The sequence below is a fragment of the Ruegeria sp. H7 genome (genome assembly GCF_056532945.1).
Window position 1 is genome coordinate 884,370 of the sequence record NZ_JBQFNZ010000001.1, and the last position, 15,033, is coordinate 899,402.

Below are 15,033 nucleotides of genomic sequence, written 5' to 3' on the forward strand. Positions count from 1 at the left end.
CTTAGGCGGCTTCTGCTGCCATCTTCTCGGCTTTGGCGATCACTTCTTCGATGCCGCCAACCATCAGGAAGGCCGCTTCGGGCAGGTGATCGTATTCGCCAGCCACAACGGCCTTGAACGACGAGATGGTGACATCCAGAGGAACCTGAACGCCCGGCGAACCGGTGAAAACCTCGGCCACGTCGAACGGCTGCGACAGGAAGCGTTCGATCTTACGGGCACGGGCCACGGTCAGTTTATCCTCTTCCGACAGTTCGTCCATGCCGAGGATGGCGATGATGTCCTGCAGCGACTTGTAGCGCTGGAGGATCTGCTGAACGTCGGTCGCAACCTTGTAGTGCTCTTCACCAACAATCGCCGGGTCAAGCAGACGCGAGGTCGAGTCGAGCGGGTCAACCGCCGGGTAGATACCCTTTTCCGAGATCGCACGGTTCAGAACGGTGGTCGCGTCGAGGTGCGCAAACGAGGTCGCAGGCGCAGGGTCGGTAAGGTCGTCCGCAGGCACGTAAATGGCCTGCACCGAGGTGATCGAGCCCGACTTGGTCGAGGTGATGCGTTCCTGCAGCGCGCCCATGTCGGTGGCCAGTGTCGGCTGATAGCCCACAGCCGAAGGAATACGACCCAGCAGAGCCGAAACCTCGGAACCCGCCTGCGTGAAGCGGAAGATGTTGTCGACGAAGAACAGAACGTCGGTCCCGGACTGGTCGCGGAACTGCTCGGCCAGGGTCAGACCGGTCAGAGCAACACGCGCACGTGCTCCCGGAGGTTCGTTCATCTGACCGTATACCAGGGCAACCTGCGATTCCGACAGGTTGTCAGGTTTAATAACGTTCGATTCGATCATCTCGTGATACAGGTCGTTGCCTTCACGGGTCCGTTCACCAACACCCGCGAACACCGAAAAGCCCGAGTGCACTTTTGCGATGTTGTTGATCAGTTCCATGATCAGAACGGTTTTGCCAACGCCCGCGCCGCCGAACAGGCCGATTTTACCGCCTTTGGCGTAGGGGGCCAGCAGGTCAACAACCTTGATACCGGTGACCAGGATTTCCGACTCGGTCGACTGTTCGTCAAACTCGGGTGCGGGTTGGTGGATCGCGCGGGTCTCGGTTGCGACAACCTCGCCCTTTTCGTCGATCGGCTCGCCGACAACGTTCAGGATGCGGCCCAGGGTGGCGTTACCAACCGGAACCGAGATCGGCGCGCCGGTGTCGGTAACCGCTTCGCCGCGGACCAGACCTTCGGTCGCGTCCATCGCAATGGTGCGGACAGTGTTTTCACCCAGGTGCTGAGCAACTTCCAACACCAGGCGCTTGCCATTGTTGGTGGTTTCCAGCGCGTTCAGAATTTCAGGCAGCGCATCATCGAACTGCACGTCAACGACGGCCCCGATGATCTGTGTGACTTTGCCTTTTGCATTCGCCATGTTTCGTCTCCGGTTTTCTTACAGCGCTTCGGCGCCGGAAATAATTTCAATCAGCTCGTTGGTGATCACGGCCTGACGCGAGCGGTTGAACTGGATCGTCAGCTTGTCGATCATCTCACCCGCGTTGCGTGTCGCGTTGTCCATCGCGGACATCCGTGCACCCTGTTCAGACGCTCCGTTTTCGAGCAAGGCCGAGAAGATCGCGGTGGCAACCCCCTTGGGCAGCAGGTCGGCCAGAATGGCCTCTTCGCTGGGCTCGTAATCGAACACGGCACCGCTGTCGTCACCTGCCGCTTCGTCCTCGAACGAGGCGGGGATGATCTGCTGTGCCGACGGGATCTGCGTCACAACGTTGACGAACTTCGAGTAGAAGATCGTGGCAACATCGAACTCACCCCCGTCAAAGCGGGACAGGATATCCTTGGCGATGTCCTGCGCGTTGGTGTAACCCAGACGCTTGACCTCGCTCAGGTCGATATGTCCAACGAACAGATCGCCAAAATCACGCTTGAGCGCGTCGCGGCCTTTCTTGCCGACGGTCAGAACCTTGACCGTCTTGCCTTTGGCACGCAGCTCGTCCGCCTTTTGGCGGGCCAGCTTGGCGATGTTCGAGTTGAAGCCGCCGCACAGGCCGCGTTCAGCTGTCATGACAACCAGCAGATGGACATCATCGCTGCCCGTACCCCGGAGCAGCTTGGGGGCGCTGTCGCTGCCCCCGACCGACGCCGCCAGCCCCGCCATCACGGCATTGAACCGTTCGGCATAGGGGCGCGAGGCTTCGGCAGATTCCTGGGCGCGGCGCAGTTTTGCAGCCGCGACCATCTGCATGGCCTTGGTGATCTTGCGGGTCGATTTGACCGACTCGATCCTGTTTTTAAGGTCCTTAAGATTTGGCATATGCCCGCCTCTCCCTTAAGCGAAGGTTGCGGCGTATTCGTCCAGCGCAGCCTTGATCTTGTCGGAAGCGTCACCCTTGATCTTGGGATCTTCGTCCGTGATCCACTGAAGCAGATCCGCGTGCTTGCCACGCAGGTGCGCCAGCAGGCCAGCTTCGTAACGGCCAACATCGGACACGTCGATCTTGTCGAGGTAACCGTTGGTACCGGCGAAGATCACGCAGACGATTTCAGCGTTGGTCAGCGGCGAGTACTGCGGCTGTTTCATCAGCTCGGTCAGACGCGCACCACGGTTCAGCAGCTGCTGGGTCGCGGCGTCGAGGTCGGAACCAAACTGCGCAAACGCAGCCATTTCGCGGTACTGAGCCAGTTCCAGCTTAACCGGACCGGCGACCGACTTCATCGAGTTGGTCTGAGCCGACGAGCCCACACGCGAAACCGACAGACCGGTGTTCACGGCAGGACGGATGCCCTGGTAGAACAGTTCGGTTTCCAGGAAGATCTGACCGTCGGTGATCGAGATCACGTTGGTCGGAATAAAGGCTGATACGTCACCGCCCTGAGTTTCGATAACCGGCAGAGCGGTCAGCGAGCCTGCGCCGAAATCTTCGTTCAGCTTCGCCGAACGCTCCAGCAGGCGCGAGTGGAGGTAGAAAACGTCGCCCGGATAGGCTTCACGGCCCGGCGGGCGGCGCAGCAGCAGCGACATCTGACGATAGGACACAGCCTGCTTCGACAGGTCATCATAGATGATCAGCGCGTGGCGGCCGTTGTCACGGAAGTATTCGGCCATCGCGGTCGCGGCATATGGTGCCAGGAACTGCATCGGCGCCGGGTCGGACGCGGTTGCGGCCACAACGATCGAGTATTCAATCGCGCCGGATTCTTCCAGCTTCTTCACCAGCTGCGCAACGGTCGAACGCTTTTGACCGATGGCGACGTATACGCAGTACAGTTTCTTCGACTCGTCGTCGCCTGCTGCGTCGTTGTAGGTTTTCTGGTTCAGGATCGCGTCCAGAGCAACGGCGGTTTTGCCGGTCTGACGGTCACCAATGATCAGCTCACGCTGGCCACGGCCGATCGGGATCATCGCGTCAACCGATTTCAGGCCGGTTGCCATCGGCTCGTGCACCGATTTACGCGGGATGATGCCGGGGGCTTTGACGTCTGCAACGCCACGCTTGGTCGCGTTGATCGGGCCTTTGCCGTCCAGCGGGTTGCCCAGACCGTCAACAACACGGCCCAGCAGTTCGTCACCGATCGGAACGTCCACGATCGAGTTGGTGCGCTTGACGGTGTCACCTTCTTTGATGTCACGGTCGGACCCGAAGATAACGACACCCACGTTGTCGCTTTCCAGGTTCAGCGCCATGCCCATGATGCCACCGGGGAATTCGACCATCTCACCGGCTTGCACATTGTCCAGGCCGTATACACGGGCAATCCCGTCACCGACGCTCAGCACGCGGCCGATCTCGGCCACTTCGGCTTCCTGACCAAAATTCTTGATCTGGTCCTTCAGGATTGCAGAAATCTCTGCAGCTTGGATTCCCATTTATCCGACCTCTTTCATTGCATTCTGTAGGGAGTTCAGCTTCGAACGGATCGAACTGTCGATCATTTTCGAGCCCACTTTAACGACAAGACCGCCGATGAGGCTTTCATCCACGGTCGCATTGATTGTCACGGTCTTGCCCACACGCTCGGACAGCGTCTTGGACAGTTTTTCCAGTTGTGTCTTGGTCAGCGCCTTGGCCGAGGCGACATCGGCGGTCACTTCGCCACGCTCATCCGCCAGCATGTCGCGCAGAACCTGCACCAGCTGCGGCACCACGAACAGGCGGCGTTTCTGCGCCATCAGGCCCAGCGTGTTGCCCAGAATGGTGTTCAGACCCATTTTCGCGGCGATTGCGGTGATTGCGCCTTCTTGCTCGGCGCGGGAAACCAGAGGCGAGGCGATCAGGTCGCGCAATTCGGCGCTGTCGCCCAGTGCTGCTGCCAGATCATTGATGCCGGTTTCCAGACCTGCGAGGTCATTATTCTCTTTCGCGATCTCGAAAATCGCGGTGGCATAGCGCTCGGCGATGCCTGTGGAAATCGAAGCTGGTTCGGACACGTCCACCCTTCCGATATTTTGGGCCCCGAATTCGCGTTGCGGCAGCTACCCCGGGGGCGTGAAGAAACCCCGTCCATAAAGGGCGGGGATCAAAATCACCGGGGATGTAGCAGAGCCGAACCAAGCTAGCAATATATTATCACGGCTAGCGCCTTATCCACAAAACGTTGAATTTCATACACTTACGCAAAGTGCGACCCTTTTGACCGGCTGGCTTGAGATAAAAATGTTACCAAACTGTAGGTTTTTGCGATTCCTGTGGCCGATTTTCATCGATTTCGGGCGGCAAAAACGCCCCGCAGGTTTCGCGGTTACGCGGGCTTGAGCAGCCCGTCCAGCGCCTTGATCGGCCGTTTTGCGGTATCTTTCGTTACACTGCCGCTGGGTGGGCGGATACGTTTGCTGACCTCGACCATCAGAACGCCACCGGCCATGACTGTCGGGATCCGCTGGCCCGTCTTTTCGATCAGACTGCCGGATTTCAGCCAGAAGCGCCGGAATGACGGCGGCAGATAAAGCGCCGAGCAATGGTTTTCACGCTTGAAATGATGCGCCTTCAACTGGTTTTCCAACTGTGTCGCCGAATACGGACGCCCAAAGCCAAAAGGCGTGCGATCGGTTCGGGACCACAACCCGGCCCGGTTCGGTACGACGAACAGGGCCTTGCCACCCGGCCCCAGAACCCTCCAGCATTCGTCCAGCAACTGGCTCGGGCGTTCCGAGGTTTCCAGCCCGTGCATGACCACCAGTTTGTCGACATGACCGGTTTCGATGGGCCACAGCGTCTCTTCGGTCAGGACCGAAACATTGGGCATGCCGGCAGGCCAGGGCATCACGCCCTGCGGACCGGGCATAAGGCCGATCACGCGGCGCGCATCGGCCAGATAGGGGCGCAGCAAAGGCACCGCGAACCCAAAGCCCGCAACCGTTTGGCCCTTGGCTTCGGGCCACAGATCGACAAGCCGCCCACGGATCGCCGCCTGCGCCGCACGGCCCAGCGTGCTGCGGTAGTAAAAGTTCCTCAGATCCTGCACATCAAGATGCATTGCGGATACCCGGTCAATCGGCTTAGCTGGGCGCAGTCTAGCAATGAAAGGGCAAAAGGCCATGCCTCTTGAGATCGTAACCATCCCATGTCTCAGCGATAATTACGCATTTCTGGCGCATGATGCCGCAACCGGCCAGACGGCCCTGGTCGATGCGCCCGAACCGGGGCCGATTCTGGCCGAACTGGACCGCCGCGGCTGGAGCCTGAGCCATGTGTTGCTGACCCATCATCACTGGGATCACGTCGATGGCCTGCCCGGCATCCTGGAAAAGCATCCGGCCAAGGTGATCGGGGCCGCTGCAGACGCCCATCGCCTGCCCCCGCTGGACCTGCAAGTGTCCGAAGGCAACGGCTTTGAGATCGGAGGAGAGCCGGTCGAGGTGCTGGACGTTTCGGGCCATACGGTTGGTCATATCGCATTTTATCTGCCCCAAAGCGCCGTGGTCTTTACCGCAGACAGCCTGATGGCCCTGGGTTGTGGTCGCCTGTTCGAAGGCACGCCGGATCAGATGTGGGCCTCGCTCAGCAAGCTGGCGGCGCTGCCCGACGATACTCTGGTGTGTTCGGGCCATGAATATACCCTGTCGAACGCCAAGTTTGCCGTCACGGTCGATCCCGATAACGCCGCCTTGCAACAACGCGTTGCGGAGACCAAACGCGCCCGCACAGCCGGAGAACCGACAGTTCCGTCAACTTTGGCCCTTGAGAAAGCAACAAATCCATTCCTGCGGGCCTCTGATCCCGCGATTCAGGCGCATCTTGGCATGGTGGGGTCTGACCCAGCCGCTGTTTTTGCCGAGATCAGGGGTAGAAAAGACCGGTTTTGATGCCTATTTGCCCCTCTTCACGGACACGGTCACAACAAATGTGACTGTCAAGTGAAAGAAAACCCTTGAAGCCGGGCGTCGATCAACCAAACTCTAATAGTATGAGGACATGGTTGGGATGGGGTTCCGGCCGAAAGCCCGCCCCCTTCTGACCCAAGACAGAGGAGCACCCGCGTGCCTTCATTCTCGAGCACATTGGAACAAGCCATCCACGCGGCCCTTGCAGCTGCGAATGAACGGCGACACGAATTTGCAACGTTGGAGCATCTGCTGCTGGCGCTGCTGGAAGAACCCGATGCCATTCGGGTCATGAAGGCCTGCAGCGTCGATCTGGACGAATTGCGCAGCACCTTGGTCGAATTTATCGACGAAGACCTGTCTAATCTGGTCACTGACATCGATGGGTCCGAAGCAGTGCCCACTGCCGCCTTCCAACGTGTTATCCAGCGCGCCGCGATCCATGTTCAAAGCTCGGGCCGGACCGAGGTGACCGGGGCCAATGTGCTGGTCGCCATTTTTGCCGAACGCGAAAGCAATGCGGCCTATTTCCTGCAAGAACAGGACATGACCCGTTACGACGCGGTGAATTTCATCGCCCACGGCGTTGCCAAGGACCCTGCCTATGGCGAAAGCCGCTCGGTCTCGGGCGCGGATCAGGTCGAGGAAGAGGTGCAGTCCAGCGCTGGCGATGGTGAGCAGAAAGAAAGCGCTCTGGGCAAATACTGCGTCGATCTGAACGCGAAATCGCGGGCCGGAGACGTGGACCCGCTGATCGGCCGCGCGGATGAGGTCGAACGCTGCATTCAGGTGCTGTGCCGTCGCCGCAAAAACAACCCGCTGCTGGTGGGGGATCCGGGCGTCGGCAAAACCGCCATTGCCGAGGGTCTGGCCCACAAGATCGTGGGCGGCGAGGCCCCGGATGTGTTGTCCAACACCACCATCTACTCGCTGGATATGGGCGCGTTGCTGGCCGGAACCCGCTACCGTGGGGATTTCGAGGAACGGCTCAAGGCGGTTGTGACCGAATTGGAAGATCACCCCGACGCGGTTCTGTTCATCGACGAGATTCATACCGTAATCGGTGCCGGTGCCACATCAGGCGGGGCGATGGATGCCTCGAACCTGCTGAAACCTGCCTTGCAGGGCGGCAAGCTGCGCACCATGGGCTCGACCACTTACAAGGAATTCCGTCAACATTTCGAAAAGGACCGCGCGCTGAGCCGCCGGTTCCAGAAGATCGACGTGAATGAGCCTTCGGTAGAGGACAGCGTGAAGATTCTGCGCGGTCTGAAACCCTATTTCGAAGAACATCACGAGATCAAATATACCGCAGATGCCATCAAGACGGCCGTCGAACTGTCGGCGCGCTATATCAACGACCGCAAGTTGCCGGACAAGGCCATCGACGTGATCGACGAAGCCGGTGCCGCGCAGCATCTGGTCGCCGAAAGCAAGCGTCGCAAGACCATCGGTGTGAAAGAGATCGAAGCGGTCGTCGCCAAGATCGCCCGCATCCCGCCGAAGAATGTCACCAAGGATGATGCGGCGGTTCTGAAAGACCTCGAAGCCTCGTTGAAACGCGTGGTGTTCGGACAGGACCTGGCCATCGAGGCGCTTGCCAGCGCCATCAAACTGGCCCGTGCCGGTCTGCGTGAACCTGAAAAGCCAATCGGCAACTACCTGTTCGCCGGTCCGACCGGTGTGGGCAAGACCGAGGTGGCGAAACAGCTGGCCGACAATCTGGGCGTGGAATTGCTGCGCTTTGACATGTCGGAATACATGGAGAAACACGCGGTTTCCCGTCTGATCGGTGCCCCTCCGGGCTATGTCGGGTTCGATCAGGGCGGTCTGCTGACCGACGGTGTCGATCAGCATCCGCATTGCGTGCTGCTGCTGGACGAGATCGAAAAGGCCCACCCGGATGTGTTCAACATCTTGTTGCAGGTGATGGACCATGGCGAGTTGACCGACCATAACGGTCGTACGGTGAATTTCCGCAACGTGGTGCTGATCATGACCTCGAACGCGGGCGCGCAGGAACAGGCCAAGGCCGCCATCGGCTTTGCCCGCGACCGCCGCGAGGGCGAGGATACCGCCGCAATCGAACGCATGTTCACGCCGGAATTCCGCAACCGTCTGGACGCCGTGATTTCCTTCGCGCCGTTGCCGAAAGAGGTCATCCTGCAAGTGGTCGAGAAATTCGTCCTGCAGCTTGAGGCGCAATTGCTGGATCGCGGCGTGACCATCGACCTGACCCCCAAAGCCGCCGCGTGGCTGGCCGACAAGGGCTATGACGACAAGATGGGCGCGCGTCCGCTGGGCCGTGTCATTCAGGAGCACATCAAGAAACCTTTGGCCGAGGAATTGCTGTTCGGCAAACTGGCCAAGGGCGGCGTGGTGCGCGTCTCGGTCAAGAAGGGCGAGTTGGATCTTGAAATCCTAGGCCCCGATCAACGCCGCATTCCGGGTGATAAGCCGCCGTTGCTGACTGCCGACTGATCGGTGAAAATACGAATGAGAAAACCCGCCAGTCTTTGGCGGGTTTTTTCGTTTCATAGCATTCTCGCGATGAGAACATACTGGGCAGTACCCAACCAAGTCACCGGTTGCGTGAGCGGAAACTGGTCACGTGGCATGGCACGGGCAAAACCAGTGGCTCTCTGCCCCGCGCTTCCCGATATGCAAGCGCCAAACTGACCGCATAACGCGGCCCATCTACACCCTGAGAAAAGGCAGATAGGACAGCGATACTCAGATCGCGCGCCTTGCGCAGCCTGCCCGCTTTTGTGGGCACAAAATACTCAAAATCGATAAAACGAAGCTGACGACCGTCCCAGCACATATCCCGAAAAGCGGGACGTCCATGCGCCAATCCCATCGCGTGAAGACGCGCCAGCGCGCGCCCAGCAGCCCGGCACGCCCTGAGCTTTTCCGCAACCGTAATGGACCTTTCGGTGCAAAACTTGGTCAGGCTGCGACCCGCATCCTCAACCGCTATGTAACCGCATCCTTCGGCCAGGATTCTGGGGACAGGCGCACCAAGGTTCCAAAGATTGCGATGAGAAGACCGATCCCGTTCAAAAGCCTGTTCGGGATTTCCTTTGACAAGCCAGAGGTGGGGGGCAAACCGTTCGACACGTTTCAGCCAGAACTTGTCGCCTTGCCTGGTCTGACACAGGGCCACGCGCTGATGGGACGCAAGCAGAGCCTCATCGACCGCATTAGCCAGACTTGTCACCCTGCCTTTCAAACACATCCCCTCTCAACCTCTTGAAATAATATAGGAAGCGAAGTGCCGTGTTTCATCGGATCCAGAGGCGAAATTCCCGCCGGGCAGAACGATTTAATCCAAAGTTGACGCCTTACCGCTCGGTCAGTTTCAACTCGATCCGTCGGTTTTGCGCGCGGGCTTCGGGGGTGTCGGCTGGATTGACGGGCTGGAACTCACCAAACCCGTTGGCTGCCAGACGGTTCGGCGGGATGCCCAGCGCATCGACCATGTAGCGCACGACCGACAAGGCGCGACCCTGGCTCAGTTCCCAATTGTCGCGATACCGCCCGGACCCGGCCAGGGGCACATTGTCGGTATGGCCATCGACCCGGATCACCCAATTCAGGCCCTCGGGGATTTCGGCGGCAACGGTGCGCAGGATCGCGGCGACCTTTGCGACCTCCTGCCGGCCTTCGGCGGACAATTCTGCTGAACCTGTGTCAAACAGCACCTCGGATGAGAACACGAACCGGTCGCCCTCGATCCGGACACCTTCCTGATCGCCCAGAACATCGCGCAACCTGCCGAAAAACTCGGACCGATAGCGTTGCAGGTCCTCGGCCTGTGCAGTCAGTTCCTGATTCTGCCCGGCCAGAGCCTCGGCCTCGGCTTCAAGCCGCTGACGTTCGGCCTCTTCCAACAAGCGGCGGCGGCGTTCCTCGGACGCGGCCCGTGCAAGCGCTGCGTTCAGGTCCTGGCCCAAAGTCTGAATCTGGATATCAGCAGCGGCGTTGCGTTCTTCATAGTCATCCAGCAACGCCTGTAGGGACCCCAACTGCCCCCGCAGGGCCGCAATCTGCTGGTTCAGCAAAGCGGCCTCGCGCTGAGCCTTCGCCGAAATCGCCTGCTCTGCAGAGAGTGTTTCACGCGCGACATCCAATAGCGCCGCGCGCTGTTCCGCCAGCGTTCTTTGCGCATTGGCATCGGTTTCCGCCTGTGTCTGCGCATCCAGGGCGGCCTGCAACTGGGCTTGCAGGTCTTCGTTGTTCAATTCACCGAACTGGCGCTCCAACTCGGCACGGGCCGCTTGCGCGGCGGCCAACAAGGTAAGCGTGTCCTCGGCCTCTTTCCGCTGCGCCTCAAGCGCCAAAGTCATGGCGGTCAGTTCGGCATCGGCATTCTGTAAGCGGTTGCGCAGGTTTTCCGCTGCGGCGGCTTCGGCAAGCCGTGCGGCCTCTTCATCGCTAAGCTGCTCCTGCAATTCCGCGATCTGCGCCGCGCGCTCCTCGCCGCTTTGTTCCAGATCGGCCACCAGTGCTTCCAGCGCCTCGCGCCGGGCAGCGGCAAGGCGAGCGGCCTCGGCCTGCGCGTCGATTTCCGCGCGGCTTTGGGCCAATGCCTGATCCAAAGCGTCCCGTTCACCCAACAGGTCCGCACGCTGTGTTTCCAAAGCGGCAATGTCGTCCTGCGCGCGCGCCTGATCGGCCAGCAACGTTGCGACCTGAGCCTCAAAATCCGTAATGCGGGTCTGCGCCTGCGCCAGATCGTCCTCGGCCTGTGTCAGGGTGGCATTCAAGGCCCCCAGCCGGGCCTGCAAGCGGCTGTTTTCACGCTCTTCCAACCCCAGCGCACCGGCCAGCGCCGCGACCTCGTCCGACAGGGCGGTCAGTTCATCCTCCTGCCCCGAGATCGTCTCGCGCAGCACGAACTGCACCACCATGAAGATGGTCAGCACAAAGGTCAGCACCATCAGAAGACCCGTCATCGCATCCACGAATCCGGGCCAGACCGAGCCCTGGAACCGTTGACCGGTGCGACGGGACAGGGCCATGGGTTACTCTCCTTCGGGCGTCGTGCGCACGGCGCCGCGTGGCAGGGTCATGGCCTTGACCAGCAACTCGATGTCCTTGCGGAATTCGTTCATGCTTTCCTGACGGCCAGCCGAAATCTCTTCGAGGATGCGCAGCAGTTGCACGTCCATGGACCGCAGACGCATCCGGCTTTCGGCGTCGATGCCGTCGCCTGCGCCGTGATCGCGCATGTGATCCAGCAAGGCGTCCTGCCCCAAGGCCACACGTTCCAGCGCTGCTGTAATGCCTTCGTTATCCGCCTGACGCTGGTTCATTTGTCCGATGGCATCGACCAGTTGCCCCAGCTTGTTCGACACGTCGGCGCGGTCGGTTTCCTGCGCCACAAACAAGGTTTGCAGCGCGTCCATCTGTTCCGACATGGCATCCAGAACCGGGGTCAGCACGGCAATCTCTGCCCCGCCTTCCTCGCCCGAGGCAAAACCGACGCGGGTGATCGACGACAACCATTCCTCAAGTTCGCGGTAAAACCGATTCTGGCCGTGGCCCGCAAACACCTCTAGCAAGCCGACGATTAGCGATCCGGCCAGACCCAAAAGCGACGATCCAAAGGCCACGCCCATGCCCTGCAACTGCGCCTCAAGCCCGGTCATCAGGCGGTTGAAAACAGCAAGACCTTCCTCACCTTCTTGCGGGTTCAGGCTGCGGATGGTGTCGACGATGGCGGGGACCGTGGTGGCGAGGCCGAAGAACGTGCCCAACAGACCCAGATAGATCAGAACGTTGGTGATATAGCGCGTGATCTCACGCTCTTCTTCGACCCGCTCGGCCACCGAATCCAGAATGGACCGCGTCGAGGTCGAACTGATCTGCGACCGCGCGCCACGTTCCCGCAGCAGCGAGGCCAATGGGGCCAGCAACTGAGGGGTCCGGGCATCTTCGCGCACCACGCCGCCCACAAAGGCCTCGATCCACCGAACCGAGCCGATCAGTTGCAGAACCTGATAGAAACAGGCGAAAACGCCGATGATGAACACCAGCAGAATGAAGCCGTTCAGGTACGGGTTGGCGAAGAAGACCGGCAGAACGTAAGGCAGTGCCAGAAATACGCCCAGCCCCGACAGGCCAATCGCCAGCAACATCAAAAGGATTTGACGTGTCGGATGCGAGAAGTGGGGTCTCGCGCCCTGATGTGCCTGCGCCATGCGCGTGGTTCCCGGTTTTTATCTGCTCTGGCCCGAATCTAGCGAAATTACGCCGACGACGCCAAGGGTTTATGAGGTGATGCTGCGCACCCGTTGCGCCAACCACTCAAGATCGGGATCATGCAACCCGATCTCGGCCAGATGTTCGGCAGTGTTGTACAGATACTCGGTGTTCGGACCGCGCCCGCCAACCGCATGGGCGATGATCTGGGCCTGTTCTTCCAGCGGGATGCCCCCGCAATACTGCACGTGGCCTTCGTCAATCACATAGGTCACGGCAGTGACGACCTCGCCATTGTCCAGATGCACGTCCAGCATCCGTTCCACGTAAGCGGATGAGATCAGCTCACGCTCGCGCAATTCGTGCAGGGTGCGGTCCTCATGCCCGGCCTCAACGGCCAGCGCCAGCCCCTTGCAGTGGGCATCGGGTTGCTCGTCCAATGCCAGAACAAGGCCGGGTTTCTCTTCTGTGCCGCGATGGTGGATCGAGCTCATGCAGAAGGACCGCGCATATCCGTGCAGCGTCGCAAGCTCGCTTCGGGCCACGGGGAAACCGGGGTTCCACAGCAGCGATCCATATCCGAAAACCCACATTGTCATTGCACTGGTCCTTGCCTGTTTCGACCTATAAACATCAATTCCGAGGCAGGAAAAAGGGCCGAAGCTCATGCGCCGTCTGATACGAGTGTTCATTTTTGCAGCCATCGCATGGAGCGCCTATTGGTTCATCGCCGGATATGGCCTGCGCAATGCGATCACCAGCTGGTTTGACGCCCAGCAATCCCGCGGGTGGCAGGCCGAGTTTTCGGATGTCGAAACAGCGGGATTTCCTGCGCATCACATCACGCGGCTGAACAGCCCGGCCCTGGCCGATCCTGCCACCGGAACCGCGTGGAGCGCGGACTGGATCGAATTCCAAAGCCCCGCGATCTGGCCGGGGCGGCAGATTCTGCGCTTTGCCGACACACCCCAGCGCCTGTCCTATTTCGACCAGACCGCAACCATTGAGGCGCAGGAGCTTCAGGCCCAGTTACAACTGCAACCCGGTGTCGCGCTGGTGCTTGAGAAGATGGCGCTGACCGCCGGGCCCTGGCTGATCTCGGAAGACGGCGAGGCGCTGGCCGGCGGCGACACCCTTGGCCTTGTGATGGAGCAGACGGCGACCCCCGAAGCCTATGCAATCACGGCGCAGATCGAAGGGTTCGCCCCGGGGGACGATCTGCGGGCTCTGATGCAGTCCGCCACCTCGCTGCCGCAGCGGTTCGAAACGCTGGAACTGGACATGGTAACCACATTCGACAAGCCGTGGGACCGGACCGCGCTGGAAGAAAGCCGCCCTCAGCCCGTGGCCATTGACCTGAACCTGGCCGAGATCAAATGGGGAGAGCTTCGGTTATTTGCCGCAGGTGAGCTGGACGTGGATGCCCAAGGCATTCCAACCGGCGAAATCGCCATCAAGGCCGAGAACTGGCGCGACATGATTGCGATGGCAAACGCGGCGGGGGCCCTGCCCGATCAGGCGGTCGATCCGGTCACCCGTGCGCTCAACTTTCTGGCGGGGCTGGGCGGCAACCCGAATGCGCTGGATCTGCAACTGAATTTCCGCGACGGGTTTGTGGCGCTGGGGCCCCTGCCCTTGGGCCCGGCCCCACGCCTGATCCTGCGTTAACGGCAGAAGGGACCACGGCGATAGCGCGCCGTGTCCAGATGGAAGTGATCACGGTGGTACCGGTCAGAATTCGGCCCCAGAACCGTTCCAAAAGGCCCGCACGCCCCGCGCCAGACCTTTTTAAGTTGTTTCTGCGAAGGGTTCTTGCGCCAGCCATCATAGACGGTGACAACCTCACCATCCGCCATAACGAAACCCGAAATGTCGATGGCGCGGCCTTTGCCATGTTCAGAGATACGCGCGCCTTTGCGATTGTTCCGCGTCCGGCAGGCATAATGGGCAGCGACCTGCAACTGCACCACCGGTCCGCGCCGCTTGAACGTGGGCTTGACCGATTTATCCACCCACTTGTTCAACGCAATCGCCGTTCCGCAATCCATCGTTGATGGACGGCTGAGCGCAACGCCCGACACCGAGGTAATCTGCACCGCATCCTTGATCCCGCAGGCACTGACCTTGCTGCTCACGCGCCCGACGGGTTTGCCCTGAATCGCAATATCCCCACAAACCGAGCCTTTGCGCAGCTTACGTCGCTTGAACAGAATGGCTTGCTCCAGCGACTCGGGCCGCAGGTAAGGCATCAGGGATGTATCCGGGCCCAGCAACGGCAAATCCGACGGGCGCGCGGCGGCTGCAGTAACCTGCGGTGACACGGGGCGCAATTCGGGGCGCATTTTGGGGATGCTCAGCGGGGTTGCCGCGCGGCTGGAGGCCGCGACCAATTCGACGCTGTTCGAAGTGCTATTGGGACGCGCAACGGGAAACAATGACTGTTCCGGGGGCTTTGCCTGCGCGGCAACGGCCCAAAGCGCCGCCATACAGAACAG

General features: G+C 60.4%; 13 protein-coding genes. 3 read left to right on the forward strand and 10 right to left on the reverse strand.

Features of this window, described 5'->3' with window-relative positions:
* Position 1: 1 nt before the first annotated feature.
* From atpD to ACR0AC_RS04245, 5 genes are all read right to left on the reverse strand, one after another.
* A complete protein-coding gene (atpD, locus tag ACR0AC_RS04225; protein WP_170452703.1) occupies positions 2-1,426 on the reverse strand; it encodes a F0F1 ATP synthase subunit beta in 1,425 nt (474 codons plus the stop codon).
* An 18-nt stretch (positions 1,427-1,444) separates the two neighbouring features.
* A complete protein-coding gene (locus tag ACR0AC_RS04230) occupies positions 1,445-2,323 on the reverse strand; it encodes a F0F1 ATP synthase subunit gamma (RefSeq protein ID WP_480780161.1) in 879 nt (292 codons plus the stop codon).
* 15 nt (positions 2,324-2,338) lie between these two features.
* Positions 2,339-3,877, reverse strand: a complete 1,539-nt coding sequence (gene atpA, locus ACR0AC_RS04235; protein ID WP_152459013.1) for a F0F1 ATP synthase subunit alpha — start codon at positions 3,875-3,877, stop codon at positions 2,339-2,341.
* Positions 3,878-4,438: a F0F1 ATP synthase subunit delta gene (locus tag ACR0AC_RS04240; protein WP_170452705.1), complete on the reverse strand. Its 561-nt coding sequence runs from the start codon at positions 4,436-4,438 to the stop codon at positions 3,878-3,880. It abuts the gene before it with no gap.
* A gap of 311 nt (positions 4,439-4,749) precedes the next feature.
* On the reverse strand, positions 4,750-5,484 hold the full coding sequence (locus tag ACR0AC_RS04245; protein ID WP_170452706.1) for a methyltransferase domain-containing protein: 735 nt from the start codon (positions 5,482-5,484) through the stop codon (positions 4,750-4,752).
* Between the two features lie 61 nt (positions 5,485-5,545).
* Between ACR0AC_RS04245 and gloB the strand changes: the two genes are divergently transcribed.
* Both gloB and clpA read left to right on the forward strand, forming a co-directional pair.
* Positions 5,546-6,313: a hydroxyacylglutathione hydrolase gene (gene gloB, locus ACR0AC_RS04250; protein WP_480872053.1), complete on the forward strand. Its 768-nt coding sequence runs from the start codon at positions 5,546-5,548 to the stop codon at positions 6,311-6,313.
* A gap of 174 nt (positions 6,314-6,487) precedes the next feature.
* Positions 6,488-8,812, forward strand: a complete 2,325-nt coding sequence (clpA, locus tag ACR0AC_RS04255) for an ATP-dependent Clp protease ATP-binding subunit ClpA (RefSeq protein WP_170452709.1) — start codon at positions 6,488-6,490, stop codon at positions 8,810-8,812.
* Positions 8,813-8,912: 100 nt separating this feature from the next.
* Here clpA and ACR0AC_RS04260 read toward each other — a convergent pair whose 3' ends face one another.
* From ACR0AC_RS04260 to ACR0AC_RS04275, 4 genes are all read right to left on the reverse strand, one after another.
* On the reverse strand, positions 8,913-9,569 hold the full coding sequence (locus ACR0AC_RS04260; protein WP_480626368.1) for a phosphotransferase: 657 nt from the start codon (positions 9,567-9,569) through the stop codon (positions 8,913-8,915).
* A 106-nt stretch (positions 9,570-9,675) separates the two neighbouring features.
* Positions 9,676-11,355 (reverse strand): peptidoglycan -binding protein, encoded by a 1,680-nt coding sequence (locus tag ACR0AC_RS04265; RefSeq protein WP_480872055.1) that lies wholly within the window; start codon positions 11,353-11,355, stop codon positions 9,676-9,678.
* 3 nt (positions 11,356-11,358) lie between these two features.
* The gene (locus ACR0AC_RS04270; protein WP_480582663.1) at positions 11,359-12,537 is read right to left on the reverse strand and encodes a biopolymer transporter ExbB; all 1,179 of its coding nucleotides are present in this window, start codon (positions 12,535-12,537) and stop codon (positions 11,359-11,361) included.
* Positions 12,538-12,606: 69 nt separating this feature from the next.
* Positions 12,607-13,137, reverse strand: coding sequence for a gamma-glutamylcyclotransferase (locus ACR0AC_RS04275; protein ID WP_480872057.1), 531 nt, complete (start codon positions 13,135-13,137; stop codon positions 12,607-12,609).
* Positions 13,138-13,204: 67 nt separating this feature from the next.
* Here ACR0AC_RS04275 and ACR0AC_RS04280 point away from each other — a divergent pair, with 67 nt between their 5' ends.
* Entirely contained in the window at positions 13,205-14,206 is a 1,002-nt protein-coding gene (locus ACR0AC_RS04280) for a DUF2125 domain-containing protein (RefSeq protein ID WP_480872059.1), read from the forward strand.
* Here the strand turns inward: ACR0AC_RS04280 and ACR0AC_RS04285 are convergent.
* A complete protein-coding gene (locus ACR0AC_RS04285) occupies positions 14,203-15,024 on the reverse strand; it encodes an extensin family protein (RefSeq protein ID WP_170453147.1) in 822 nt (273 codons plus the stop codon). The two genes, ACR0AC_RS04280 and ACR0AC_RS04285, sit on opposite strands and share 4 nt — an antisense overlap.
* Positions 15,025-15,033: the final 9 nt, after the last annotated feature.

Coding starts and splice junctions, on each gene's coding strand:
- ACR0AC_RS04260 (WP_480626368.1), bottom strand. CDS start 9,569: ATGTGTTTGAAAGGCAGGGTGACAAGTCTGGCTAATGCGGTCGATGAG.
- ACR0AC_RS04285 (WP_170453147.1), bottom strand. CDS start 15,024: ATGGCGGCGCTTTGGGCCGTTGCCGCGCAGGCAAAGCCCCCGGAACAG.
- ACR0AC_RS04230 (WP_480780161.1), bottom strand. CDS start 2,323: ATGCCAAATCTTAAGGACCTTAAAAACAGGATCGAGTCGGTCAAATCG.
- ACR0AC_RS04245 (WP_170452706.1), bottom strand. CDS start 5,484: ATGCATCTTGATGTGCAGGATCTGAGGAACTTTTACTACCGCAGCACG.
- ACR0AC_RS04270 (WP_480582663.1), bottom strand. CDS start 12,537: ATGGCGCAGGCACATCAGGGCGCGAGACCCCACTTCTCGCATCCGACA.
- atpD (WP_170452703.1), bottom strand. CDS start 1,426: ATGGCGAATGCAAAAGGCAAAGTCACACAGATCATCGGGGCCGTCGTT.
- gloB (WP_480872053.1), top strand. CDS start 5,546: ATGCCTCTTGAGATCGTAACCATCCCATGTCTCAGCGATAATTACGCA.
- ACR0AC_RS04275 (WP_480872057.1), bottom strand. CDS start 13,137: ATGACAATGTGGGTTTTCGGATATGGATCGCTGCTGTGGAACCCCGGT.
- ACR0AC_RS04280 (WP_480872059.1), top strand. CDS start 13,205: ATGCGCCGTCTGATACGAGTGTTCATTTTTGCAGCCATCGCATGGAGC.
- ACR0AC_RS04265 (WP_480872055.1), bottom strand. CDS start 11,355: ATGGCCCTGTCCCGTCGCACCGGTCAACGGTTCCAGGGCTCGGTCTGG.
- atpA (WP_152459013.1), bottom strand. CDS start 3,877: ATGGGAATCCAAGCTGCAGAGATTTCTGCAATCCTGAAGGACCAGATC.